This is a genomic window from Pseudomonas fjordensis (assembly GCF_976987115.1).
This window is the reverse complement of the sequence record NZ_OZ336860.1, coordinates 6,320,312-6,345,379: the sequence shown is the minus strand read 5'-3', so window position 1 is coordinate 6,345,379 and position 25,068 is coordinate 6,320,312. Positions and strand designations below refer to the sequence as shown.

General features: G+C 60.1%; 25 protein-coding genes and 1 pseudogene. 13 read left to right on the top strand and 13 right to left on the bottom strand.

The genetic code is table 11. From position 1 onward, the window contains the following. Nucleotides 1–10: 10 nt before the first annotated feature. Nucleotides 11–1,300: a cation:dicarboxylate symporter family transporter gene (locus tag ACWHXD_RS29120; protein WP_238344579.1), complete on the bottom strand. Its 1,290-nt coding sequence runs from the start codon at nucleotides 1,298–1,300 to the stop codon at nucleotides 11–13. A gap of 34 nt (nucleotides 1,301–1,334) precedes the next feature. After that, entirely contained in the window at nucleotides 1,335–1,748 is a 414-nt protein-coding gene (locus ACWHXD_RS29115) for a VOC family protein (protein WP_138762890.1), read from the bottom strand. 92 nt (nucleotides 1,749–1,840) lie between these two features. Between ACWHXD_RS29115 and ACWHXD_RS29110 the strand changes: the two genes are divergently transcribed. Beyond that, nucleotides 1,841–2,716 carry a LysR family transcriptional regulator gene (locus ACWHXD_RS29110; protein ID WP_138762889.1) on the top strand — a complete coding sequence of 292 codons (876 nt, stop codon included), beginning with the start codon at nucleotides 1,841–1,843 and terminating at the stop codon, nucleotides 2,714–2,716. On the opposite strand, the gene ACWHXD_RS29105 is transcribed toward ACWHXD_RS29110, so the two are convergent. After that, on the bottom strand, nucleotides 2,700–3,935 hold the full coding sequence (locus tag ACWHXD_RS29105; protein WP_138762888.1) for a cation:proton antiporter: 1,236 nt from the start codon (nucleotides 3,933–3,935) through the stop codon (nucleotides 2,700–2,702). The genes ACWHXD_RS29110 and ACWHXD_RS29105 overlap by 17 nt on opposite strands. A gap of 103 nt (nucleotides 3,936–4,038) precedes the next feature. On the opposite strand from ACWHXD_RS29105, the gene ACWHXD_RS29100 reads away from it, so the two are divergent. Further along, nucleotides 4,039–4,872: an EamA family transporter gene (locus ACWHXD_RS29100; protein WP_032894898.1), complete on the top strand. Its 834-nt coding sequence runs from the start codon at nucleotides 4,039–4,041 to the stop codon at nucleotides 4,870–4,872. 29 nt (nucleotides 4,873–4,901) lie between these two features. Next, on the top strand, nucleotides 4,902–5,288 hold the full coding sequence (locus tag ACWHXD_RS29095) for an MAPEG family protein (RefSeq protein ID WP_003194977.1): 387 nt from the start codon (nucleotides 4,902–4,904) through the stop codon (nucleotides 5,286–5,288). 164 nt (nucleotides 5,289–5,452) lie between these two features. Here ACWHXD_RS29095 and mltA read toward each other — a convergent pair whose 3' ends face one another. Further along, nucleotides 5,453–6,646, bottom strand: a complete 1,194-nt coding sequence (gene mltA, locus ACWHXD_RS29090; protein WP_138762887.1) for a murein transglycosylase A — start codon at nucleotides 6,644–6,646, stop codon at nucleotides 5,453–5,455. Nucleotides 6,647–6,775: 129 nt separating this feature from the next. Here mltA and ACWHXD_RS29085 point away from each other — a divergent pair, with 129 nt between their 5' ends. Beyond that, a complete protein-coding gene (locus tag ACWHXD_RS29085; RefSeq protein WP_003194972.1) occupies nucleotides 6,776–7,225 on the top strand; it encodes a c-type cytochrome in 450 nt (149 codons plus the stop codon). Between the two features lie 6 nt (nucleotides 7,226–7,231). On the opposite strand, the gene ACWHXD_RS29080 is transcribed toward ACWHXD_RS29085, so the two are convergent. The 5 genes from ACWHXD_RS29080 to ACWHXD_RS29060 all read right to left on the bottom strand — a co-directional run bounded on the left by ACWHXD_RS29080 (nucleotide 7,232) and on the right by ACWHXD_RS29060 (nucleotide 12,194). Beyond that, on the bottom strand, nucleotides 7,232–7,627 hold the full coding sequence (locus ACWHXD_RS29080; RefSeq protein ID WP_032894900.1) for a DUF1090 domain-containing protein: 396 nt from the start codon (nucleotides 7,625–7,627) through the stop codon (nucleotides 7,232–7,234). Nucleotides 7,628–7,666: 39 nt separating this feature from the next. Beyond that, a complete protein-coding gene (ligB, locus tag ACWHXD_RS29075; protein WP_192901659.1) occupies nucleotides 7,667–9,331 on the bottom strand; it encodes an NAD-dependent DNA ligase LigB in 1,665 nt (554 codons plus the stop codon). 95 nt (nucleotides 9,332–9,426) lie between these two features. Then, nucleotides 9,427–9,777, bottom strand: coding sequence for a DUF1090 family protein (locus ACWHXD_RS29070; protein ID WP_032894904.1), 351 nt, complete (start codon nucleotides 9,775–9,777; stop codon nucleotides 9,427–9,429). A gap of 211 nt (nucleotides 9,778–9,988) precedes the next feature. Continuing rightward, complete coding sequence (gene metK, locus ACWHXD_RS29065; protein ID WP_003194964.1) at nucleotides 9,989–11,179, bottom strand: methionine adenosyltransferase; 1,191 nt, start codon at nucleotides 11,177–11,179, stop codon at nucleotides 9,989–9,991. Nucleotides 11,180–11,198: 19 nt separating this feature from the next. Then, complete coding sequence (locus tag ACWHXD_RS29060; protein WP_003194962.1) at nucleotides 11,199–12,194, bottom strand: ArsR/SmtB family transcription factor; 996 nt, start codon at nucleotides 12,192–12,194, stop codon at nucleotides 11,199–11,201. Nucleotides 12,195–12,454: 260 nt separating this feature from the next. On the opposite strand from ACWHXD_RS29060, the gene tkt reads away from it, so the two are divergent. From tkt to fba, 6 genes are all read left to right on the top strand, one after another. Further along, complete coding sequence (gene tkt / locus ACWHXD_RS29055; protein WP_034133964.1) at nucleotides 12,455–14,452, top strand: transketolase; 1,998 nt, start codon at nucleotides 12,455–12,457, stop codon at nucleotides 14,450–14,452. Nucleotides 14,453–14,621: 169 nt separating this feature from the next. Continuing rightward, nucleotides 14,622–15,677 carry an erythrose-4-phosphate dehydrogenase gene (gene epd, locus ACWHXD_RS29050; RefSeq protein WP_003194958.1) on the top strand — a complete coding sequence of 352 codons (1,056 nt, stop codon included), beginning with the start codon at nucleotides 14,622–14,624 and terminating at the stop codon, nucleotides 15,675–15,677. A gap of 17 nt (nucleotides 15,678–15,694) precedes the next feature. Continuing rightward, nucleotides 15,695–16,858 (top strand): phosphoglycerate kinase, encoded by a 1,164-nt coding sequence (locus ACWHXD_RS29045; RefSeq protein WP_138762885.1) that lies wholly within the window; start codon nucleotides 15,695–15,697, stop codon nucleotides 16,856–16,858. Between the two features lie 31 nt (nucleotides 16,859–16,889). Next, nucleotides 16,890–17,117: a hypothetical protein gene (locus ACWHXD_RS29040; protein ID WP_003194953.1), complete on the top strand. Its 228-nt coding sequence runs from the start codon at nucleotides 16,890–16,892 to the stop codon at nucleotides 17,115–17,117. 61 nt (nucleotides 17,118–17,178) lie between these two features. Beyond that, nucleotides 17,179–17,511 carry an MliC family protein gene (locus tag ACWHXD_RS29035; protein ID WP_032894907.1) on the top strand — a complete coding sequence of 111 codons (333 nt, stop codon included), beginning with the start codon at nucleotides 17,179–17,181 and terminating at the stop codon, nucleotides 17,509–17,511. Nucleotides 17,512–17,743: 232 nt separating this feature from the next. Continuing rightward, a complete protein-coding gene (gene fba / locus ACWHXD_RS29030; RefSeq protein ID WP_003177554.1) occupies nucleotides 17,744–18,808 on the top strand; it encodes a class II fructose-bisphosphate aldolase in 1,065 nt (354 codons plus the stop codon). Nucleotides 18,809–19,052: 244 nt separating this feature from the next. Here fba and ACWHXD_RS29025 read toward each other — a convergent pair whose 3' ends face one another. The 3 genes and pseudogenes from ACWHXD_RS29025 to ACWHXD_RS29015 form a co-directional block, all read right to left on the bottom strand. Next, complete coding sequence (locus tag ACWHXD_RS29025; RefSeq protein WP_138183513.1) at nucleotides 19,053–19,631, bottom strand: hypothetical protein; 579 nt, start codon at nucleotides 19,629–19,631, stop codon at nucleotides 19,053–19,055. Between the two features lie 241 nt (nucleotides 19,632–19,872). Then, a pseudogene (locus tag ACWHXD_RS29020) lies at nucleotides 19,873–20,179 on the bottom strand (hypothetical protein); the annotation flags it as partial. 205 nt (nucleotides 20,180–20,384) lie between these two features. Then, a complete protein-coding gene (locus tag ACWHXD_RS29015; protein ID WP_138762884.1) occupies nucleotides 20,385–21,050 on the bottom strand; it encodes a polysaccharide lyase family 7 protein in 666 nt (221 codons plus the stop codon). A 312-nt stretch (nucleotides 21,051–21,362) separates the two neighbouring features. Here ACWHXD_RS29015 and ACWHXD_RS29010 point away from each other — a divergent pair, with 312 nt between their 5' ends. The 3 genes from ACWHXD_RS29010 to ACWHXD_RS29000 are packed head-to-tail and all read left to right on the top strand — an operon-like array spanning nucleotide 21,363 to nucleotide 24,325. Beyond that, complete coding sequence (locus ACWHXD_RS29010) at nucleotides 21,363–23,468, top strand: putative bifunctional diguanylate cyclase/phosphodiesterase (protein WP_138762883.1); 2,106 nt, start codon at nucleotides 21,363–21,365, stop codon at nucleotides 23,466–23,468. A 42-nt stretch (nucleotides 23,469–23,510) separates the two neighbouring features. Further along, nucleotides 23,511–24,011, top strand: a complete 501-nt coding sequence (locus tag ACWHXD_RS29005; protein WP_138762882.1) for a M48 metallopeptidase family protein — start codon at nucleotides 23,511–23,513, stop codon at nucleotides 24,009–24,011. Between the two features lie 17 nt (nucleotides 24,012–24,028). After that, nucleotides 24,029–24,325, top strand: a complete 297-nt coding sequence (locus ACWHXD_RS29000) for a winged helix-turn-helix domain-containing protein (RefSeq protein ID WP_056782952.1) — start codon at nucleotides 24,029–24,031, stop codon at nucleotides 24,323–24,325. A gap of 97 nt (nucleotides 24,326–24,422) precedes the next feature. Here the strand turns inward: ACWHXD_RS29000 and ACWHXD_RS28995 are convergent, their stop codons facing one another. Next, nucleotides 24,423–24,875, bottom strand: a complete 453-nt coding sequence (locus tag ACWHXD_RS28995) for a GNAT family N-acetyltransferase (protein ID WP_098950154.1) — start codon at nucleotides 24,873–24,875, stop codon at nucleotides 24,423–24,425. Nucleotides 24,876–25,068 lie beyond the last annotated feature (193 nt).

The window sequence follows — 25,068 nt, the reverse complement described above, 5'->3', positions numbered from 1 at the left end:
GGCTGCCGCGTCAGGCCTTGAATGGCACGCTGGGAGGCTCGGAGGCCGGCGTGCTGTCGGGTGCCTTGAGCTGGCCTTCCCAGCGTGCGATGACCAAGGGTGCCAATGCGTTGCCCAGTACGTTCAGTGCGGTGACGGGCATATCCATCAGCCGGTAGATGCCTGCGATGATCGCCACGCCTTCCACCGGCAGCCCTGCGGCGGTCAAGGTCGCGGTCAGGATGATGAACATGAAGCCTGGCACGCCTGCCGCGCCCTTTGATGTCAGCACCATGATCAAGACCAGCATGCCTTGATCCGCCAGGCTCAAGTCGATGCCATACGCCTGGGCGATGAACAGCGTGCCCAGTGCGGCAAACAGCGATGCGCCATCCAGGTTGAACGAGTAACCCAGCGGGATCACCATGCTGGTAATGGGCCGAGGCGCGCCATAACGCTCCATCTTCTCGATCAGTTGAGGCATGACCGTCGCCGAGGCGGCGCTGCTGAAGGCCAGTAACAGTTCACTGCGTATTTCTCGCAGCAGGTGAAAAAAGCCGACGCCGGCCAGGCGTGCCACTGCCCCCAATACACACAGGGCAAACAAGAGCACCGCGACATAGGTGGTGCCGATCAGTTTGGCCAGTGGCAGCAACGCGCTGAGGCCAAAGCTGGCGACGGTGACCGCGATCAAGCCGAAAATACCTATCGGCGAGTAGTGCATAACCAGGTGGGTGACTTTGAACATGGTGTCGGAGACGCCCTGCATCACGCTGATCAACGGCGCTTTGCGCTCCTCGGGCAGCAACGACAAGGCACACCCGAACAGGATCGCGAAAAACAGCACCGACAGCAGTTTGCCCTGCGACATGGCCAGGACGATGTTGTCCGGCACGATCGCCAGCAGTATCTGGCCCAGGTTCTGTGGGGCGCCGCTGGAGGCCAGCCCCGTGGCCGGTGCCTGCAGCGTGCTGCCGAATTCGGCGCCCGAGCCCGGCTGCACCACATTGCCAACCAGCAGGCCGAAGACGATGGCGATGCTGGTGATGGTGAAGAAGTACACGAAGGTCTTCAGGCCGACGCGACCCAGGGCGGCCGGGTTGCCCATGCCGGCGATGCCGACGGTCATGCAGGCGAAGACGAGCGGCACGACGATCATCTTCATCAGCTTGATGAACAGGTCGCCCGCCGGTTGCAGCAGGTTGTCGATGAACCAGGCTTTTTGCTCGGGAAATTGGTTGAGCAGGATGCCGACGATTATCCCGGCAACCAGGCCGATCATGATACGGGTGATGAGGCTGGTGGGTTTTCTGACGGTCATGGCGGTGGCCCTTATTGTTGTGGTTGTCAGGGATTTACTGGGCGAACAATCCTTCGAAGTGCTTGAACCCTTTCACCTCGATGGGATTACCGCTGGGGTCGAGGAAAAACATCGTGCGCTGCTCGCCCGGTTCGCCGGCAAAGCGCGTCACGGGTGGGATCTCGAAGCGTGTGCCCAGGCGGGTGAGGCGTTCGGCAAGCGTTAACCACTCATCAAGTGGCAGCACCACGCCCAGGTGCGGCATCAGTACCCGGTGCTCACCGACCAGGCCGGTACGTGTAGTGGGGAAGGGCGTACCCAGGTGCAGTGAAAGTTGATTGCCGAAAAAGTCGAAGTCGATCCAGGTCGCGCTGCACCGGCCCTCGGTGCAACCCAAAACATCTCGATAAAAAATGCGCGCCTCGTCTAAGTCATAAACATGGTATGCAGCGTGGAAGGGTCTGTTCATGGCTGGCTCTCCAGATGGTGAGCTGTCAGGTTAAACAGGCGGTGCCGCCAGGGTAAAACGGGTTTGCCTTGGTCTGAGCGAAAGGAAAACTTATGGATGTTCGATTCCTGAGGAGCCTGGTCGCTGTCATTGAAACCGGGTCCATAGCCGCTGCTGCACGGCGTGAAAACCGCAGTGCGGCGGCGATCAGCCAGCGGGTCAAGGCGCTTGAGCGCACGCTGGGTTGTACGCTGCTCATGCGCACCGCACATGCCGCGTGGCCTTCGGACCAATGCTTGCTGCTTTTGCCCAGAATCCAGGCCGTCATTGAACAGGCGCGCCAGTTGCAGGAGCACCTGAGCCAGGACGAGTTATCGGGGGAGATTAACATTGGGGCCATTTCCACGGCGCTGACCGGCGTCTTGCCCGGACTGATCGAGCGGCTGACAGTGTCGGCACCCAAGTTGAGGCTGAAGATCACACCCGGCGATTCCAGAAGCCTCTATGAGAAGTTGCTCAACCAGGAATTGGATGCAGCGATACTGGTGCGACCGCCCTTTCAACCGCCCAAAGCCTTGTCGATGGCTTTGCTGCGTGCCGAACCCTTGATTCTGATTGCGCCCGCCGAGTGGGGTGCGCAGTCACTGGCAGCCTTGTTACGCGAATGCCCGTTTATCCGCTATGACGCTCGCTCCTGGGGTGGGCAGATCGCCCAGCGCTTTCTCGATGAACAGTCCTTCGAGCCCGAGGTGTTATGTGAGCTGGATGCGCTGGAAACTATCCTGATGCTGGTCGCCCAGGGGATGGGAGTATCGCTGGTGCCGCAGTGGGCGGGCATGCCCTGCAACGGCATCCGTGTGTTACCGGCCGGCGACCGGCTGTGCTATGCACGCGAGATGGTGGTCATGTACAGCTCGACACCGCGCCGCCCGTTGGCGATGCGGCATCTGCTTGACGTGTTGCGCGGCGCGGTTACTGCGGCGCAGTGACACGGCTGACAACGCGACCAATCGTCAACCCCTGCAACAGGATCGAAGACAGCACCACGATGTAGGTGATGCTCAGCAACAAGTCGCGCTCCGGGCCCAAGGGCAGGGCCAAGGCCAGTGCCACCGAGACGCCGCCACGCAGGCCGCCCCAGGTGAGGATGCGGATTGTGCCGCGTGGCACCGAGCGCCAACGGCGCAGCAACAGGATCGCCGGGGCCACGGTCAGCAGGCGCGAGAGCAGGATCGCCACCGCCAGCAGGCTGGCCGCGAACACGTGCAGCCAGTTGAATGGCAATAGCAGCAGCTCCATGCCGATCAGCGCAAACAGCAGCGCGTTGAGCATGTCATCGAGCAGTTCCCAGAAACCATCCAGATAGCGACGCGTCATGTCGTTCATCGCCAGCTTGCGCCCCAGGTTGCCGATGATCAGCCCCGCGACCACCATCGCAATCGGTGCGGACACATGCAGTTCCGAAGCCATGGCCGAGCCGCCGATCACCAGGGCGAGGGTCAGCATGACTTCGATCTGGTGCTGTTTGATGCTCTTGATCATCAGGTACACGAGGTAGCCGATCAGCCCGCCAAACAGCACGCCGCCAATGGCTTCGTGGGCAAACAGCATGGCCGTGGCGCCGACGGTGGGCGTTTCACCCAACTGCGCGATGCCCAGCAGCACGGTAAACACCACCACGGCGGTGCCGTCATTGAACAGCGACTCGCCGACGATGGTGGTTTTCAGCGGTTTGGAGGCATTGGCGGTCCGCAGCACGCCGAGCACCGCAATGGGGTCGGTGGGGGAGATCAGCGCGCCGAATAGCAGGCAGTAAAGGAAACTCACGTGCCAGCCAAACAGGGCGAAGATGTAGTACGCCAGGCTGCCGATCACCACGGTGGCGATCAACACGCCAAAGGTTGCCAGCAGGCCGATGGGCCAGCGGTAGCTGCGCAGGTCGTTCAAGTTGACGTGCAAGGCGCCGGCGAACAGCAGGAACGACAGCATCCAGTTCATCAGCAAATCGCCAAAGTCGATCTGGCCGATCAGCTGTTGGACGCGTTCCTCTAAACCTGGGTAGCCGAGCACGCTCAGGCCTTGCAGGATCAGCGAGAACAGCAGTGCAGTGACCATCACGCCGATGGTGGGCGGCAGGCCGATAAAGCGGAAGTTCACATAAGTGAGCAGGGTGGTGAGGCAGATGAAGGCGGCGACAAGTTCAAGCATCCGGGGTCCTTGGAGCAGGGAAATATAGGCGCACGGGGTGCGTCGAATCGGTGGTTAGTATAAACAGGTGCTGTTACATGACGTATCAATTAAGGAGGTTCGGGTGGTAGCGACAGCTCTGGTGCTGGTAGCGGCGCTGTTGCATGCGACGTGGAACACCTTGATCAAGTTCAGTGGCGAGCGCCTTTTGGTCATCGCCTGCATGGACAGCGTGGCGCTGCTGTTCGTGGTAGTGGCGGTGGGGTTCGTGTCCTTGCCGCCGCTGGACATTTGGCCGTGGATCGCGGCCTCGGCGCTGTTTGAATTGCTCTATCGCTATTTGTTGATCCAGGCCTATCGGGTGGGGGACCTGGGCCTGGTGTATCCGTTGATGCGCGGTTTGTCGCCGCTGGTGGTGCTGGTGCTGACGCTGGTGTTTGCTGGCGAAGTGTTGAGCACCCAGCAGATTCTGGGGATCCTGCTGATCCCGTTCGGCATGGTATGCCTGTTGTGGCAGGGCGGCGGCGGTGACCGGTTGCCCTGGTCGATGCTGCCGGTGGTGTTGCTGATCGGCCTGTGCATCGGCTCCTACACCTTTCTGGATGGGCAGGCGCTACGGCGCTGGTCGCATCCGCTGGATTACCTGGTGTGGCTGACGCTGGTCAGTGCGTGGCCGTTTCCGTTGCTGGCGCTGGTGCGCAAGCGTGCAGCCTTCAGCCTGTTCTGGCGCACCCAGTGGCGGTTGGGCTTGAGCGTGGGGCTGTGCGTATTGTTGAGCTACGCTTTGGTACTTTGGGCCATGCAGTTGGGCTCGATTGCCGAAGCCGCCGCGCTGCGCGAAGTCAGTGTGATCCTGGTGGTGCTGTTCGGCATGCGTTACTTGAAAGAACCTTTTGGCCGTCCACGGCTCATAGCCTGTGGGTTGGTGTTGATTGGCATGTTGGTGATGAAACTCTAACCGTCGGATAAAACTAAAAGGAATCGGTGATGACAGTCGCTTTATGGTGTGTGTTGATCGCAATTTTTCTGCCGTACATTTGCACCGGTGTGGCCAAGTTCAGTACAGGCAAGTTCGGGCCACGGGATAACCACGACCCGCGCGCCTTCCTCGATAGCCTGGAAGGCGTCGCCAAGCGTGCGCATAGCGCGCAACTCAACAGTTTCGAAGTGACACCGGCGTTTGCCGCCGCAGTGATCGTTGCGCACCTGGCCGGCAACGCCGACCTGGTGACGATCAACGTGCTGGCAGTGCTGTTTATCACCAGCCGCCTGCTGTACATCATCTGCTACCTGGCAGACTGGGCGATCTTGCGTTCGCTGGTGTGGGCAGTGGGTATGGCGCTGATTGCGAGTTTCTTCTTCGTTTCGATGTAAGTGGGGGGCGGCAAACCCGACTGTAGGAGCGAGCTTGCTCGCGAAGAACGTCAACGATTACGCGTGCTTGCTGAGTAAGCGCGGCGCCTGTGCGTTTTTCGCGAGCAAGCTCGCTCCTACATGGAATTAGGGCAAGTCCCTCCCACATTGATTACTAGCGGTTGTCAGGTTCCGGCAGGCGCATCCGGCACCTGGGGCAATGCCGCACCTTTGGGCCACAGCATCCAGATCTGCCCTTGCTGTTTCATATTTCCCGCCAACTCGCCTGCGGCATTGCCTGTGCCCCAGAACAAATCTGCGCGCACTTCGCCGGTGATTGCGCCGCCGGTATCCTGGGCTGCGACGGGGCGTGCCAGTGGCGTGCCGTCTGGCTTGGTGGTCGACAACCACAACAGGCTGCCCAGCGGAATCACCTTGCGATCCACCGCCACACTGTAGCCGGCGGTCAATGGCACGTTCAGCGAGCCGCGCGGGCCTTCGTTGCTGTCGGGGCGGGCACTGAAGAATACGTAGCTGGGGTTGCTCGCCAGCAGGTCTGGAATGCGCTGCGGGTGGGCCTTGGCCCAGGCGCTGATGGCGCCCATGGTCACGTCTTCTTTTTTCAGCTCGCCTTGCTCCACCAGCCAACGGCCGATAGGGCGGTACGGGTAGCCGTTCTGGTCGCCGTAACCCACACGCAGTTGACGCCCGCCGGCCAGTTGGATACGCCCCGAGCCCTGGATCTGCAGGAATTGCAGGTCCATCGGGTCGGTCAGCCAGGCGATCGGCTTGGCAGTGGAACCTTGGCTGTTGAGGGTGCTGGCATCGTCATACGGCTTGAGCACGCGACCTTCCAGGCGCCCGCGCAGGCGCTTGCCCTTGAGTTCCGGGTAGATGCTCTCGAGGTTGACGATGATCAGGTCATCCGGCACGCCGTATACCGGCACATGGGCGGTGGCGGTCTTGGTCAGGCTGCCGGGGTAGACCGGCTCGTAATAACCCGTGATCAAGCCGTTTGGCGTGTTGTCGGCCGAGCGCAGGCCGAAGACATCCAGGTGTTCCTTGAGAAAGCCGCGAACCGCCACGGCATCGCCCGGTACGCTGGCCGCGGCTGCACAGGTCGCGCCCCAGATCGGGTCGGCCTTGAGGCGCTGGCAGGCGCTGCGCCAGGATTCAAACCCGGCGAGCAAGTCGCTGTCGGAAACGCTCGGCAGGGCTTCCCACGGTGCGCTCACATAGGTGGCAACGGCGTGAGGCTTGGTTGGCTCCTGGGCAACTTCTTTGCCGGTGTCTTTACCGCCATCGCAGCCGGCCAGTAGCGCGAACATCGGCAGAGCCCACGCCAGGCGCCGGCCCCAGGGTTTGAAGATGACATTCATGTAGGTAGTTCCTGAAACGATTGCCCGTGCTTCACTGCATCCGGGCAACCCTTATTATTAATAGGGCTATTGGTCTTTGTAGGCGGTGCGAGGATACTGGCCGCCGTTTCCCGTGACCTTGAAGCCATGATGATGTTAAAAAAATTGACTGTTGTATTGCTGGCCTGCCTGGCGGTGTCTGCCTGTGGCGGTGTTGACCCCAATTCTCCCTTGGGCCAGCGCAAGGCGATCTTCAAGCAGATGCTCAAGACCGGTGAAGACCTGGGCGGCATGCTGCGCGGGCGTATCCCATTCGATGGCGCCAAGTTCGCCGAGGGTGCGGTCAAGCTGGATGCGTTGTCCCATGAGCCGTGGAAACATTTCCCGAGCGTGCGCGAAGAAGACCACACCAGTGCCAAAGATGATGTGTGGCAAAAACAGGCGCAGTTCCAGCAACTGGCCCGCGACCTTGAGGCGGCCACCGGTGAATTGGTGATCGCCAGCCAGGTGCAGCCTTATAAAGCCAGCAACCTTCAGCCTGCGGTGCAAAAAGTTGAAGATGCCTGCAGCGCTTGCCATAAACAGTTCCGCGATCATTGATCGGTTTTACTGGTCGAGTTCTTCCACCGCGTCTTGCAGCTCTTTGCGCGCTTCGGCCAGCTTCTCCTTGCGCTTGTTGATCTTGTCCGGGTCACCTTTTTTCATGGCCTTGTCGAGGTCGGCCTGACGGCGGCTGACATCATGCTTGGCGTCGAGCACCTTGTTTTCACGTTCTTTCTTCAAGCCGGCATCGGTGCAGTTGGCGGTGACTTCGGCCAGGGCTTTTTCCAGGCCGGCCTGTTGGTAGCTGTTGCCGTGGGCCTTGGCCTGTTCGATCTGGCTGCTGATGGCCTGGCGTTTGGCGGCGCAGCCTGTGAGGGGTTGCGCGTCTTCGGCGGCCAACAGTGGCGTGCTCATGAAGCCTGCGAGGGTCAGCAAGGCAAAGGGGGCGAGAAATTTCATATAAAGCTCCAGGTTCGCAATCAGGTGGTCGGGTGGTGTTCAAAACCCATCTACCCCGGCTGCGCGTAATGTTTCAGCCATGGCTTGTACCTGCGGGTCGCGAAAAAAAGCGCTGAGTTGCGCCGCGCGTCCCGGGCCGATGCCATCTGAGGCCAGCCAGGCTTGGGTGTCTTTGGCGACCAGCGTCTGCCAGTTGCCTTCCAGGTTGTTGCGCGCCGCTGGCGGTATGCCCAAGGCGCAGAGCCATTGTAAAAAAGGGCGTTGCCGGGCGCTTTGAATACTGTCGAGCATCCGTGCACGGGTACGCTCGCCTAAGCCCTCAATGGTAGCAAGCTCGGCCGCATCCAGGGTTAACCAATCGAGAAAGCCTGCGATTAGACCCGCCTGGATCAATACGTTCCAGGTTTCACGGCCCATATGGGGCAAGGCCAGGCCGTGTTTGCCGCTCAACCAGGTGAGGCGGGCGAGCAGTTGATCTTCGCAGCCGGGGTCCAGTTGCCAGCAGCTCAAGGCGTGGAAGTCTTGAGGGTCGGGGACCTGCACGTCCACGCGTGTCTTGTTGCGCAGGATGACTTCGTCCAGTCGCGGTATCACCTGGCCCGCCAGGCTGATCGACACATGATCGCCGGGGCGGATATCCAGGGCTTGCCAGCGCTTGAGCGAGCTGACGCTAACCCGGCTGATCTGCCGATCATCCAGCCGTACGGGCTCCAGTTCGAGGATTGGGGTAATCCGCCCGGTGCGCCCCACCCTGAACTGCACCTTGCGCACCAGTGCCAGTGCCTTGATGGCCGGGTACTTCCAAGCAACCGACCAGTAAGGCGCACTGGCTTGCCAGCGCTCGGCGGGCGCTCGCGCAGCCTGGTGCAGCACCACGCCATCGCTGGCGAAGGGCAACGGCGCGTTGTACCAATGGGTACGCCAATGCGCGGCTTCGCTGATGGTGCCGACGGGCTGGCTGTACTGTTGACTGTCGGTGAAACCCCAGCGCGCCAGGGTGGCCAGGCGTTCGGTGAAGTCCGTCGGGCCGTGGGGCCATGCCCAGACGAACAGGCCGATCCCGGCAGCCTCGGCATCGTTCAACTGGCGACGGTTCATCAGGCCGGCCACTTTGCTGCGGGCATTGAGCCCGCCCTTGAGCGATTGCACATGGTGGTCGAGGCGCCAATAGAGTTCGCCTTGCAGCACCACATCAACGGCGTCGGGCAGTTGCTGGACAATGCCGGGGATCTTGGCGGCGGAGGCCGACCAGTCGTGACCCAGCAGGCCGTCGCCCCGACTGATGAGCTGGTGCAAGCGGCCCTGGCGATACACCAGGGTCACCGCAACGCCATCCACCTTGGGTTGCACCCAGACATCCTGTCGAGTGCTGAGCCAGTCACTGACGGCCGGCTCGCTCGGCATCTTTTGCAAACCCGTGTGCGCGATCGGATGACGTAAGGTGCCGCGCGCCCTGGCCAGTGGGTTATCAGCCTTGGGTGTCTGCTGGCGGGCGCATTCCTGCCAATGCGCCAGGCGTGTGCGGGCCTGGTCGTAGAGCTCGTCGCTGATCAGCGATTGGCCCTGTCGATGGTAGCTGTCGTCCCACTGCTGGATTTGCCTGGACAAGGTTTCCAACTGTGAGTGAACGTCATCGGGGCAGGCTTCGGCCCAGGCCCAGGCCGGCAGGGCGCTTAGGAGAACAGCCAGTAATACGCGCATCATGAGCATCCTTGCTCGAAAAGGGTGCCCAGCCTAAGTGATCCACGCGCCCACAAAAAAGCCCCGACCGAGCGGGGCTTTTTACCGGGTATTTCTGTTTACTTGAACAGGCCGCCCAAGGCCTTCACCGCGTCGTTGTTTTCAGCCTTGGCCTGCTGCTTTTGCTGCTTGGCGTCGACTTTTGCCTGGCTGTCGGCGAGTTTGTTGCAAGCTTTGTTGACCTGCTCCAGCGCAGCCTCATACGCCCGCACTTTTAACAGATCGTTCTTGGCATTGGCCGCGTCGATCTTGGCTTGCAGGTCTTTGGGTTGCTGCTGGCAATCGCCGGCATTGCCGCCACCGAGCTGGGCACTCAGGGCGCCGCTCAGTGCGTTCAGGTCAGCGGCCTGGGCTGGCAGGGTGAACAGGCTGAGCAGAAGGGCGGCAGGGGCGAGTGTGGAAATGCGCATGAAAACCTCAATGTTCGATTGCCTGCGCGCTTATCCATCCCGGGCGGGCGCAGTGCAATATCCAGTAAGGTGAACGGCCCGAGAGGGCGCGGATTCTAGTGGGCCATCATTTGGCCTGCAAGCCTTGGATCCAAAAAAGCCCGAAGTGGCCCTGCAGACAACAAAAAGCCCCGCCAGGCAGGCCTGGCGGGGCTTTATTTACCGCGAACGATTACAGGCCGGCGGCGGTACGCAGGTCGTTGGCGCGGTCGGTTTTTTCCCAAGTGAAGGTGCTGAAGGTGTCATCGCCCACAGTCTTCTGCGCAGGGGTGCGGCCGAAGTGGCCGTAGGCTGCGGTTTCCTGATACATCGGGTGCAGCAGGTCGAGCATGGTGGTGATCGCGTAAGGGCGCAGGTCGAAGATCTCACGCACCAGCTTGACGATCTTGTCATCGCTGATCTTGCCGGTGCCGAAGGTATTCAGCGAGATCGACGTAGGCTGTGCCACGCCAATGGCGTAGGACACCTGGATTTCGCAGCGCTCGGCCAAGCCGGCAGCGACGATGTTCTTGGCCACATAACGACCGGCGTAAGCGGCAGAGCGGTCAACCTTGGACGGGTCCTTGCCGGAGAACGCACCACCGCCGTGACGGGCCATGCCGCCGTAGCTGTCGACGATGATCTTGCGGCCGGTCAGGCCGCAGTCGCCCACCGGGCCACCGATGATGAACTGGCCAGTCGGGTTGATGTGGAACTGGGTGTCCTTGGTCAGCAGTTCGGCAGGCAGCACGTGCTTGACGATCAGCTCCATCACGCCTTCACGCAGGTCGGCGTAGGACACGTCCGGGTTGTGCTGGGTCGACAGCACAACGGCGTCGATGCCCACCACTTTGCCGCCTTCGTAGCGGCAGGTCACCTGGGACTTGGCGTCCGGGCGCAGCCATGGCAGTACGCCGGATTTGCGCGCCTCGGCCTGGCGTTGTACCAGCTGGTGCGAGAAGGTGATCGGCGCGGGCATCAGCACGTCGGTTTCGTTGCTGGCGTAGCCGAACATCAGGCCCTGATCGCCCGCGCCCTGGTCTTCTGGCTTGGCGCGGTCAACGCCCTGGTTGATGTCCGGGGATTGCTTGCCGATGATGTTCATCACGCCGCAGGTCGCGCCGTCAAAGCCAACGTCGGAGCTGTTGTAGCCAATGTCGGTGATCACGTCACGTACGATCTGCTCCAGGTCAACCCAGGCAGTGGTGGTGACTTCGCCGGCGATGATCGCCACGCCCGTTTTCACCAGCGTCTCGCACGCCACACGGGCGAACTTGTCTTCAGCGATGATAGCGTCCAGCACCGCGTCAGAAATCTGGTCGGCGATTTTGTCCGGATGCCCTTCAGACACGGACTCGGAGGTGAAAAGGGAGTATTCGCTCATCTCGATGTTTTCCTGATATTTACCGATGGTGAGTGTCGCCAGCCGGTCGCTGAAAATGGCGGACCTGAATCTGGAAACCATTACGTAAACCTACATAGAGGCTTTCCCCGGGAACGAGTCCCGCAGCGGTGGCCCAACGGGCCAGATCGTCCTGTTCAAAACCCAGCCAGAGATCACCGCAGGCCTCCTTGGCCCAATTCTGGTTGTGGCTGCATAAATCCGTAACCAGCAGGCTACCGCCGGGGTGCAGCAACCCGGCCATTTGCTTGAGGGCTTCTGCCGGTGCGGCGAAATGGTGCAAGACCATGTTCAGCACCACGCAATCGGCCCGCAGGCCGGTGTCACTCAGGGCGTCGGCCAACTGCAGGCGCACATTGCCCAGGGCTTCGCGCTCACAGAGTTGGCGTGCCAGTTCAAGCATTGCCGGGCTGTTATCCAGCGCCGTGACCTGCTCGAAGCGGCGCGCCAGTTCGGGCAGGAAACCGCCGTCGCCAGGGCCGACTTCCAAGGCCGTGGCTTCTTCACTGAAGCTCAGCTTGTCCAACAGCGCCAGTACGCTTTCGCGGTACTGGGCCAAGCCGGCGATCAGGTCCTGTTGGGCGCGAAACTTGTCGGCCACCCGTGAGAAAAAATCCTGGCTGGCGGCGGCGCGTTGCCCGTGCACCTGGCCGATGCGCGACTGCACATCACCGGGCAGGCATAAGTTGTCCACTTCGTCGAGTAGGGCAGCGTGCAATTTGCCGCCAAGCAGTTCGGTATGGGGCAGGGCGCGTCGGTAGAAAATCGCATTGCCTTCACGACGGGTGGCCACCAGGTCGGCCTGGGCCAGCACCTTCAAATGGTGGCTCATGCCGGACTGGCCGATGGCGAAGATCTGCGCCAGCTCCAGTACCCCGAAAGAATCGTTGGCCAGTGCGCGCAATACGTTCAAGCGCAACGGATCGCCAGCGGCCTTGCACAAGGCAGCCAGTTCATCGCCGTCGTCAGGACGCAGGGAGGGCACGGGTAGGTTCATAAGGCCAGCAGTCTAGTGACGGGTGTAGATCCCCGCAAGGCCAATATCAAAAAGTTTTGATATTGATCGATAAGTGGCGGTTATAAGCCATCGCTATAACCTTTAGACGAACCGGTTAAAGGTTTCTGCAAGGGATTGGTGCCCAAAGCACAGGAAAAACGCCCACAAGTGACTATCTGTCATTGCCCGCAGGCGGTGGCTGAGGGAAAATGCCGGTCCTTTTTTCCGTTTCTTTATAAGCAAACTCCAGGAGATCAGCGATGCCCAGCCGTCGTGAGCGTGCCAACGCCATTCGTGCCCTCAGCATGGATGCCGTGCAAAAAGCCAACAGCGGCCATCCCGGTGCCCCGATGGGCATGGCGGATATCGCCGAGGTACTTTGGCGTGACTACCTGAAACACAACCCGAGCAACCCGTCTTTCGCCGACCGTGACCGCTTCGTGCTGTCCAACGGCCACGGCTCGATGCTGATTTATTCGCTGCTGCACCTGACCGGCTACGACGTCACCATCGACGACCTCAAGAGCTTCCGTCAGCTGCACAGCCGCACCCCGGGCCACCCGGAATTCGGCTACACCCCAGGCGTCGAGACCACCACCGGTCCCCTGGGCCAAGGCCTGGCCAATGCGGTTGGTTTCGCCCTGGCGGAAAAAGTCCTGGGCGCGCAGTTCAACCGCCCTGGCCACGACATCGTTGACCACCACACCTACGTATTCCTGGGTGATGGCTGCATGATGGAAGGCATTTCCCACGAAGTCGCGTCCCTGGCCGGCACTCTGGGCCTGGGCAAGCTGATTGCCTTCTACGATGACAACGGCATCTCCATCGACGGCGAAGTCGAAGGCTGGTTCACCGACGACACGCCAAAGCGTTTCGAAGCCTACAACTGGCAGGTGATCCGCAACGTCGACGGCCACGATCCGGAAGAGATCAAGACCGCCATCGACACCGCTCGCAAGAGCGCGCAGCCAACCCTGATCTGCTGCAAGACCACCATTGGTTTCGGCTCGCCGAACAAGCAAGGTAAAGAAGACTGCCACGGCGCCCCACTGGGTGACGCGGAAATCGCCCTGACCCGCGAAGCGTTGAAGTGGAACCACGGCCCGTTCGAAATCCCGGCTGACATCTACGCCGAATGGGATGCCAAGGAAAAAGGCCTGGCCGCCGAAGCCGAGTGGGACCAGCGTTTCTCGGCCTACTCCGCCGAATTCCCGGAATTGGCCAACGAACTGGTACGCCGCCTGGCCGGTGACTTGCCTGCCGACTTCTCGGAAAAAGCCTCGGCCTACATCGCTGAAGTCGCGGCCAAGGGCGAGACCATCGCCAGCCGTAAAGCCAGCCAGAACACCCTGAACGCCTTTGGCCCGTTGCTGCCTGAGTTCCTCGGCGGTTCGGCTGACCTGGCCGGTTCCAACCTGACCCTGTGGAAAGGTTGCAAAGGTGTCTCGGCCGAAGACGCCAGCGGCAACTACATGTACTACGGCGTGCGCGAGTTCGGCATGAGCGCCATCATGAACGGCGTATCCCTGCACGGCGGCCTGGTGCCTTACGGCGCGACCTTCCTGATGTTCATGGAATACGCACGTAACGCCGTACGTATGGCCGCGCTGATGAAGAAGCGCGTGATCCACGTCTACACCCACGACTCCATCGGCCTGGGCGAAGACGGCCCGACGCACCAGCCGGTCGAGCAATTGACCAGCCTGCGCACCACGCCGAACCTCGATTGCTGGCGCCCAGCCGACGCGGTGGAATCCGCCGTGGCCTGGAAGCACGCCATCGAGCGCAAGGACGGCCCTTCGGCGCTGATCTTCTCGCGTCAGAACCTGCAACACCAGGTGCGTACCGACGCGCAGATCGCCGACATCAGCCGTGGCGGTTATGTGCTCAAGGACTGCATCGGCGAGCCGGAGCTGATCCTGATCTCCACCGGTTCCGAAGTGGGCCTGACCGTTCAGGCGTACGACAAGCTGACTGCCCAAGGCCGCAACGTACGTGTTGTGTCCATGCCCTGCACCAGCGTGTTCGAAGCCCAGGACGCCGGCTACAAGCAATCGGTATTGCCGCTGCAGGTCAGCGCGCGTATCGCCATCGAAGCGGCCCACGCCGACTACTGGTACAAGTACGTGGGCCTGGAAGGCCGCGTGATCGGCATGACCACCTACGGTGAGTCGGCGCCGGCGCCAGCCTTGTTCGAAGAGTTCGGTTTCACCCTGGAAAACATCCTGGGTCAGGCTGAAGAGTTGCTGGAAGACTAAGGCGCTAACGCGGTGGCCAACTGGTCACCGCATCTACTGTAGGAGCGAGCTTGCTCGCGAAGATCGTTAACGATAACGCAGCGTTTCTGGTTTAACGCGGCGCTCTCAGGTTCTTCGCGAGCAAGCTCGCTCCTACAGTGGTTTGTGTCGCCCACAATGCGAGAACCCCATGCCTCAACCGCGTCCCTACAAAGTTGCACTCAACGGCTACGGCCGCATTGGTCGTTGCGTCTTGCGTGCTCTGTTCGAGCGAGGGGCGGCGGCCGGGTTTGAAATTGTCGCGATCAATGATTTGGCCGACATGGCCAGCATCGAATACCTGACACGCTTTGACTCCACCCACGGCCGCTTCCCGGGCGAAGTGCGGGTTGAAGGCGATTGTCTGCATATCAATGGCAACTGCGTGCAAGTGTTGCGCAGTGCCACCCCCGAAGGCATCGACTGGAAAGCACTGGGCGTCGACCTGGTGCTGGAATGCTCCGGTGTCTATCACACCCGTGCCGATGGCCAGCGTTTTCTCGACGCCGGCGCACCGCGTGTGCTGTTTTCCCAGCCGATGGCCAGCGAGGCGGATGTCGACGCCACCATCGTCTACGGCATCAACCAGGATTGCCTGACCGGCGATGAGCTGCTGGTGTCCAACGCGTCGTGTACCACCAACTGCAGCGTGCCGTTGTTGCGCCTGCTGGACCAGGCGATCGGCCTGGATTACGTGTCGATCACCACGATTCACTCGGCGATGAACGACCAGCCGGTGATCGACGCCTATCACCACGAAGACCTGCGCCGCACCCGTTCGGCGTTCCAGTCAGTGATTCCGGTGTCCACCGGCCTGGCGCGCGGCATCGAGCGACTGCTGCCGGAACTTGCCGGGCGAATCCAGGCCAAAGCCGTACGGGTGCCGACGGTGAACGTGTCTTGCCTGGATATCACCATGCAAACCGTGAGCGACACTGACGCGGCCGAGGTCAACCGGATCCTGCGCGACGCTGCCACCAGCGGCCCGCTCAAAGGCCTGTTGGCCTACACCGAGTTGCCCCACGCCAGCTGCGATTTCAACCATGACCCGCACTCGGCGATTGTCGATGCCAGCCAGACCCGCGTTTCCGGCCCCAGGCTTGTGAACATCCTGGCCTGGTTCGACAACGAATGGGGCTTTGCCAACCGCATGCTGGATGTTGCCGAACACTATCTGCACATCGCTTCTAAACAACCTCAACAGTAATTCAGGAACTGCGACCCATGACCGTGTTGAAGATGACCGACCTCGATCTGCAAGGTAAGCGCGTACTGATTCGCGAAGACCTCAACGTCCCCGTCAAGGACGGTGTTGTCACCAGCGATGCGCGAATCCTGGCCTCGCTGCCGACCATCAAGCTGGCCCTGGAAAAAGGCGCGGCCGTGATGGTCTGCTCCCACCTGGGTCGCCCGACCGAAGGTGAGTTCTCTGCCGAAAACAGCCTCAAGCCTGTCGCTGAGTACCTGAGCAAGGCCCTGGGCCGTGACGTGCCATTGGTCGCAGACTACCTGGGCGGCGTGGACGTGAAAGCCGGCGATATCGTGCTGTTCGAGAACGTGCGCTTCAACAAGGGCGAGAAAAAGAACAGCGACGAACTGGCCCAGCAATACGCCGCCCTGTGCGACGTGTTTGTGATGGACGCGTTCGGCACCGCCCACCGCGCCGAAGGTTCGACCCACGGCGTGGCCAAGTTCGCCAAGGTCGCAGCCGCTGGCCCGTTGTTGGCTGCCGAGCTGGATGCACTGGGCAAGGCCCTGGGCGCTCCGGCCCAGCCAATGGCCGCTATCGTCGCTGGCTCCAAGGTCTCCACCAAGCTGGACGTGCTCAACAGCCTGAGCCAGATCTGCAACCAACTGATCGTCGGCGGCGGCATTGCCAACACCTTCCTGGCCGCTGCCGGCCACCCGGTGGGCAAGTCCCTGTACGAGCCAGACCTGCTCGACACCGCCCGCGCCATCGCCGCCAAGGTCAGCGTGCCGCTGCCGGTAGACGTGGTAGTTGCCAAGGAATTCGCGGAAAGCGCCGCCGCTACCGTCAAGCTCATCGCTGACGTGGCCGAAGGCGACATGATCCTGGACATCGGCCCGCAAACCGCGGCCAACTTCGCCGAGCTGCTCAAGGCATCCCAGACTATCCTGTGGAATGGCCCGGTGGGCGTGTTCGAGTTCGACCAATTCGGCAACGGCACCAAAGTACTGGCTAAAGCGATCGCTGAAAGCTCGGCGTTCTCCATTGCTGGCGGCGGCGATACTTTGGCGGCTATCGATAAATATGGTGTGGCTGATCAGATCTCCTACATTTCTACCGGTGGTGGCGCTTTCCTCGAGTTCGTCGAGGGCAAAGTGTTGCCAGCCGTGGAAGTGCTGGAAACCCGAGCCAAAGGTTAAGGCTCGCGTGATCAGGAAAAGGAGCGTTCCCATGATCAAGTCGTTGGCACTGGTGATCGCAGCGGGCCTGTTGGCCGGCTGCGGCAGCACACCCAGCGCGGCGCCCGAGGCGGATAATGCCAAGGCACCGTTGAGAAAAAGCTGTTACCAGGCTGACTGGCAAGCCGAGACCATGCCGGTGATCAACAAGCGCATCGGCAACGAACGGCTGGAGAAATACGACTCCGCGCCCAACGGTCAGGAACAGGGTTGCCCATGACGGGTCTGATCCACTAACCGACAGCAACGGCGGCCCATAGGCCGCCCTGCGAGGATTGGCAATGAAAGGCGTTTTCGCCCTGGCAGCCCTGGCCCTGTTGGCCGGCTGCAGCAGCATGAACCTGTTCGACAAGGCCACGCCTGCCGACAAATGGACCACCTGGACCTGCGACAGCAAGGCCGAGGTGAACTGGCGCTTTGCCAACCCGGCCCGTTCCGAAGTGGATGTACGCCTCGGCGGTTCGGACCAGGTTTACCGGCTCAAGCAAGAAGTAGCCGCCTCGGGCGTGCTGTACAGCGACGGCCAGTTGGCGTTTCACACCAAGGGTGAGGAAGGCCTGGTTTACTGGGTGGCGACGGATGATTTGATTGGGCGGGGCTGTAAGGCCCAATAGGATTTTGGATTTGATGAGAAGCAAATGTGGGAGCGGGCTTGCTCGCGAATGCGGTGGGTAAGCTGACGAATCCGGTGACTGATACACCGCTTTCGCGAGCAAGCCCGCTCCCACATTGATCCGGTTCCAATCTCATAGAGGTTGTGCGCCGAGCACTGCAATAACTTGAATAGCAGCCGCCGCTACGGCAGGCTTGCACGATTAACGACCCTCGACCGGGAGAGACAACACAATGGCACTTATCAGCATGCGTCAAATGCTGGACCACGCAGCCGAGTTCGGCTACGGCGTCCCAGCCTTTAACGTCAACAACCTTGAGCAGATGCGCGCCATCATGGAAGCCGCTGACAAGACCGACTCCCCAGTGATCGTCCAGGCTTCGGCCGGTGCGCGCAAATACGCCGGCGCCCCGTTCCTGCGTCACCTGATCCTCGCCGCGATCGAAGAATTCCCACACATCCCGGTGTGCATGCACCAGGACCACGGCACCAGCCCTGACGTGTGCCAGCGCTCGATCCAACTGGGCTTCAGCTCGGTAATGATGGACGGCTCCCTCGGCGAAGACGGCAAGACCCCAACCGACTACGAGTACAACGTACGCGTGACCCAACAAACCGTGGCCATGGCCCACGCCTGCGGCGTATCGGTTGAAGGCGAACTGGGCTGCCTGGGGTCGCTGGAAACCGGCATGGCCGGCGAAGAAGACGGCATCGGCGCCGAAGGCGTGCTGGACCACAGCCAGATGCTGACCGACCCGGAAGAAGCCGCCGACTTCGTCAAGAAAACCCAGGTCGACGCCCTGGCCATCGCCATCGGCACCAGCCACGGCGCCTACAAGTTCACCAAGCCGCCTACCGGCGACGTGCTGGCCATCGACCGCATCAAGGAAATCCACAAGCGCATCCCCAACACCCACCTGGTGATGCACGGCTCTTCCTCGGTACCGCAAGAGTGGCTGGCGATCATCAACCAGTACGGCGGCGACATCAAAGAAACCTACGGCGTACCGGTTGAAGAAATCGTCGAGGGCATCAAGTACGGCGTGCGCAAGGTCAACATCGACACCGACCTGCGCCTGGCTTCTACCGGTGCGATGCGTCGCCTGATGGCCACCAACCCGAGCGAGTTCGACCCGCGTAAATTCTTCGGCGCCACCGTTACCGCGATGCGTGATGTGTGTATCGCACGTTATGAAGCGTTTGGTACTGCGGGCAATGCTTCGAAGATCAAGCCGATCTCGTTGGAAGCGATGTATCAGCGGTATTTGAAAGGTGAGTTGAACGCTAAGGTGAACTGAGTCTTAGGCGTTTGAAAGAAGCCCGCAGCGATGCGGGCTTTTTTGTAGGGGCTGCGTGATTTGTTATATGTAACGTCAGCTAGGGCCGGTATTTCATAGCATCCGTCGCAAAGTTTAGATATGGATGACATTGTTTAGATTGGCCTGTCGTTAGTGCGGGGCGAGATATCAAATCAAAAAAACCGCACTGATGCGGGTTTTTTTAAAGTGCTCGGCATGGTTGCTCGATTATGAAATGAATATATCAAACCTCTTCTGGGTTGCCCACGTAAGGTACGTTTGTTTCTACAATCTCAAAGTTAAACGGAATTGATTTTCTTCCTCCATGTGTAACAAGAAAGGAGTGTGAGAATGAGTGGTCACATGCTACGTAATCGTAGTCCTGAACCAGCCCTCGCTCACTTTGGAGACAAAGCTGCTGGCTGGTGGCGCCTGGGAAATCATCAAGTGTCATTACTTGGTTGTGATTGTTTGGATTTACCAAGTTGAATGATACTCCGTTGTCTCCAGCTAATAGCCAACCATTTGATTGATCTATCACTTTTCCATAGTGCGTTCCTTGCTCACGAACGTAGATGATGTATTTGCCATTTCTGTAGCGAAAATAAAAGAGGTCACCCTCGTTTGTGTACAGTTTATCGTTCAAGCATAGGTATTGGCTTGGTTTTAGGCCTGCAAAGCCACTAACGCCCTGCACTGTAGTTGGTCTACCTCTGAAATTTGCGGTAAACGAAACTGCCTCTAATGTAAGCTCATAGAAACACACGGCGAATGTGTTATGTGACAGGCGTGCAGTAAACGATTTTTGGCGATCGGTGCTCATGGCTTTGTCTCTCTAAAGTTGGCGATGATTGCGATTGTATGCAGGATGTTTTTGATGTCTGCGAAATAAAGGTAAAATATTTTTTAGGTTGGGGTACCTGTGAAAATTGACAGTTATTTATAATTTTTTGCTATTGGTGATATTTCCGTACTTATTTTGAGTGTGTAATTTTGATAGCTGGTGAACGCTGCCGGTCGATTTTTGCTCGCCAAAAAACCGCAAGAGTGCGGTTTGTTGTATAGCTTGCCGATAAAGTATCGAAACTACGGTTTTTCAATGACTCGAACCACATCACTCACATCCCGCACCAGAATACGTGCGGTATTGGCCACGTTATTCAGGTCGCGCTCGGCGAAGTCCGGCAGGCTGGAGCACGCCATCAGGTTTAGGTGTTCCAGAGCGGCGTTGAGACGTTCGCGCAGGCAGGCGTGGAGGTCGAGCAGTGGGGCTTCGCTGTCGATCAACAGTACGGGGTAGTCGGTGGCGGTTTCTGTGCAGGGGCTAAAGAGGCGATGTGGCTTGTCGCAATGGTGCTGTAGGACCCGCACAGGATCCTCAGGCCACACAGAACCTTTGTGGGAGCGGGCTTGCTCGCGAATGCGGTGTATCAGTCAATATAGATTTTGGCTGATCCTGCGCATTCGCGAGCAAGCCCGCTCCCACAGGGGGGGCAGTGGCTTTAAGTGATTGGATTACTCGCGAAGGATCCTTGTACTCATCGGGCATTGCCTACTTGAAATGAGGCCAATCCCCTTACTCATGATCAATATCCAACTTCGCAAACGTCACCCGCGCGCCCTCATTGGTGTCGCCCGAATTGTCCTGCACGTACACCCCCGCCTTGAAGTACAACGGCTTGTCGCCCCAGGCCGCGCCAATCCGTTCATTCCACTCGCTGTCGGCGGCATACACGCTGAGCAGCCCGGCTTTATTTAGGTTGATCACATAGGTGAAGCTCTTCTCCAGCGGCACATTGGAGGCGACGATGATCACCCGGCTTTCGGCCTCGTCCGGGCGCATGCGCACCTTGGCGACGATGTTGCCGGTCTGGGTTTTCTCCTTGAATTGGTACTCCAGCTTGATCAACGGTTTCTGGCTGTCGTACGCGTGGATCTGGCCGATCACGATCTTGCCGGAGGAGGGCACCTGGTTGACCGTGAGGGTGGCGCGCAGGAAGTTGTCGGCTTCGGGGTAGGTCCAGTTGCGCAGGCGGCCGTCGGCGTAGGTTTCGCGCAGTTCGCTGCGTGGGTAGATGGCGTTTTCGGTGCGCGAGCCCGTGACAGGGGTCCAGAACTGCACGTCGCTGTCTTTGGCCTGGAAGTATTGATCGTTGAAGCCGCTCATCAGCCTTGGCGTTTCAATGGTTGTGGGTGGGGAGCCGACCGGAATGCTCAGGTTCCAGGTGGAAAGGTCGATCATGGTGTTGGCCTTTTTACAGAGGGTGTAGGCATTGGCCCAAAGGGCCTTCCAGGTTCTTTATAGGCGGTGCTGGTGAGATTGTTAAACAATTGCTGGCAATTTATTGGCGTCAGAGGAATGCCAAAAAGCCATGTTGCCCGTGAACCGCGGGCTACAGGGCCTTACCGTTAGTCGGCTTCCTGGCCTTTGGCACAATGATGGCCCCTACGTCACTTCTGCTTTTTTGGCCGCGCGGCTAGAGTGAGCCCTCAGTGTTTATCCGGCCTTGGTAGCAAAAGTGACCGGTGTAGCTCCCTAAGGAAGAGACGTAGCATGGATGGCGCTCCACAACACGACGATGCAATTTCGGTTCTGTTGGTGGTCGATGACTACCCGGAAAACCTCGTCAGCATGCGTGCGCTGTTGCAGCGTGACGATTGGCGTGTGATCACCGCCGCGTCTGGCCTGGAGGCCCTGGAGTTACTGCTGGCCCACGACGTCGACCTGGTGTTGCTGGACGTGCGCATGCCGGGCATGGACGGCTTTGAGGTGGCACGCCTGATGCGGGGCAGCCAGCGCACGCGCATGACGCCGATTATCTTTCTGACCGCCACCGCCCATTCGCCCGACGCGGTGCTTGAAGGCTATGCCAGCGGGGCGATCGACTACCTGTTCAAGCCCTTCGACCCGCATATCCTCAAGCCCAAGGTGCAGGCGTTGCTGGAGCACCAGCGCAATCGCCGTGCCTTGCAGCGCCTGAGCCATGACCTGGAGTTGGCCCGCGCCTTTAATGCCTCGGTGCTGGATAACGCCGCCGAGGGCATTTTGGTGGTGAGCGAAGCCAGTGTGATCGAGTACGCCAACCCGGCCATTTCGCGGCTGTTGAATGCGACGATGGCTGAGTTGCAGGGCGAGAGTTTCCTCAGTTTTCTGCAAAAGCCCCATGTTCCAGCCTGGTTGGGTTTCCCCATGTACGAGGCGTATCGCCGGGGCGAGACGTGGCGCCAGCACGATGCCATTTTGCGCACCGGTCGGGGCCAGCAGGTGCCGGTGGCGTTGTCCTGCGCGCCTTTGCCTGCCGAGCAGAAGGCGATGGTGGTGACGGTGCTGGACATGTCTGAAGTAAGGCACCTGCACCAGCAACTGGAGTTCCAGGCCGTGACCGACCCGCTGACCGGGCTGTTGAACCGGCGTGGTTTCCATCAGGCGATGGAGAACATCTTGCTGCGCAGCGAACGTAGCGAGCAGGCGCTGGTATTGCTGTACCTGGACCTGGATGGCTTCAAGCGGGTCAACGATACGCTGGGCCATGACGCTGGGGATCGCGTGTTGCGTTGGGTCTCGGAGCAAATGCAGGCGTGCCTGCGTTCCTACGACATTCTGGGGCGCATGGGCGGGGATGAATTCACCGCGTTGCTGGAGCTGGAGTTTCCCGAGCAGGCCGCGAAGATCGCGGAAAAGCTCATCGAACGGGTATCTGTGTGCCAGCAGGTCGATGGGTTGGAGGTGATGCTTGGGGTCAGTATCGGCATCGCGACCTTCCCGGATTGCGGCTCGGACTTGAGCGGCTTGCTGCGGGCGGCGGATATTGCCATGTACGAAGCCAAGCGCGCCGGCCGTCAGCAGTATCGTTACTACGACCAGGAAATGAACGGCCGCGCCCGCTCGCGGCTGATGCTGGAAGACAGTGTGCGTACCGCCATTGCCAACAAGGATTTCACCTTGGTGTACCAGCCCCAAGTCTCCCTGGAAGACGGGCGTTTGCGCGGCGTCGAGGCGCTGTTGCGCTGGCAGCATCCCAGCGTCGGTGATGTGCCGCCGGGCCTGTTCTTGCCGCTGCTGGAAGAGGCGCGGTTGATCAACCAGTTGAGTGCCTGGATCTACCAGCAGGTCGCCGCCCAGCGCCAGGCCTGGCAAGCCACCTTCGACCCCGACCTGGTGTTGAGCGTGAGCCTGAGCAGCAGCCAGTTCAACATGCCCAACCTGGCTAACCAACTGCAGCAGGTGCTGGAGCGGCATGGGTTAGAGGGGCGGCAACTGGAGGTGGAAATCGGCGAGGACTGCTTGATGAGTAATCTTGCCGAGTCTACCAAGCAACTCCAGTTACTGCGCCGGATCGGGGTGCGGATTGCCCTGGACGACTTTGGCTGCGGCCAGTGCTCCCTGGCCCATTTGCGCGACCTCAAGTTCGATACCCTCAAGCTTGACCCTCAACTGGTGGCGCGCCTGCCTGGCTCGGCGCGGGATGCGGCGATGGCGCGCAGCATCATCCAACTGTGTGAGCATTTTGGTGTGCTGGTGATCGCCGAAGGCGTGGAGAGCCTTGAGCAAGCACAATGGCTCAAGGCCAATGGCTGCGCCCATATCCAGGGGCCGTGGGCGGCGCTGCCGTTGATGGCCGAAGACGTTGCCGGCTGGTCGTACCCTCGCGCGCTTTGAATTCGCTACACTGGCGCCCGTCCCAATTGCGTTGCCGAGCCCATGACCGCGTTGAAATACCTCCAGGCCTACCCCGCCGCGCTCCAGGAGCAAGTGCGCCAACTGATCGCCAAGGACCAGTTGGGTACGTACCTGGAACAGCGTTACCCCGAGCGCCATGCGGTGCAGAGTGACAAGGCCCTGTATGCGTACGCCCTGGCCTTGAAGCAGGAGCACCTGCGCAACGCGCCGTCTATCGACAAAGTGCTGTTCGACAACCGCCTGGACCTGACCCATCGTGCCTTGGGTTTGCACACCACGATTTCCCGAGTGCAGGGCGGTAATCTCAAGTCCAAGAAAGAGATCCGCATCGCTTCGCTGTTCAAGGAGGCGGCGCCGGAGTTTCTGCGCATGATCGTGGTACATGAACTGGCTCACTTCAAGGAGTCGGACCACAACAAGGCGTTCTATAAACTCTGCCAATACATGATGCCGGGCTACCATCAGGTGGAATTCGACCTGCGTGTGTACCTCACCTGGCGCGATTTGCAGGGCAAGCCCTAACCCCAAGGCGACTGACCATGGATGTGAGCAAGACCAAAAGCAGCTTCTACCGCCGCCTGTACGTGGCGTACTTGATCGACAGCCAACTGGCCAGCAGCGTCCCGGCGCTGACCGAGGCCACCGGCATGCCTAGGCGTACCGCCCAGGATACGATTGCGGCGTTGGCCGACCTGGATATTGTCTGTGAGTTCGAGCAGGAGGACGGTGCGCGTAACCATGCCGGGCGCTATCGGATTCGGAATTGGGGGGCGATTGATCGGGGGTGGATCGAGGCTAATCTGGCGTCGATCAAGCAGGTGTTGGGCTACCCCTGAGTTCAGCGGTGGCAGGGCTGATGCTATCGCGGGCAAGCCCGGCTCCCACAGTTGAATGCGTTCCAATGTGGGAGCTGGCTTGCCTGCGATGGCGCCCTCAGAGGCGCCGCATACCGATATGGGGAATATCGTCCTCCAGGTATTCCTCACCCGCCACCACAAACCCATACCGTCCGTAATACCCCTGCAAATGCGCCTGAGCTGACAGAAAGATCGGTGTCTCGGGCCAGATTTCTTCAATCTGCTTGAGGGCCTCTTCCATCATCGTGTGCCCCAACCCGGTGCCGCGTGCCGATGGCGCAACGATCACCCGGCCAATCACCACGTCGCCGCCCTGGGACTCCGGGTCCAGCAGGCGCAGGTAAGCCACTAGCTCATTATCCTGCCAGGCCATCAGGTGATGGGTATCACCCGCCAGGTCTTGCCCGTCGATGTCCTGATACGCGCATTTCTGCTCGACGACGAATACCTCGCTGCGCAAACGCAGGACGGCATATAGCTGGTCCTTGCCCAAGTCGTTGTGATGTTTACAAACCCAATCAACCGTCATGATGTGTGCTCTTATAAAGACGTGCCTGGATAGTAAGCGTGACGGGCGCCGCTGTCTAAAATTGGCAAATGTGTGAATGGCGTCAATTTGCCATCATTCAGTGCGTGCGCCGTTGGCTGCTTTGTGTAATCTGCAATGCAAGCTTATTGATGAGCTACTGTTATCAGGCCACCGCCTGCCCGCCAAGGACTTT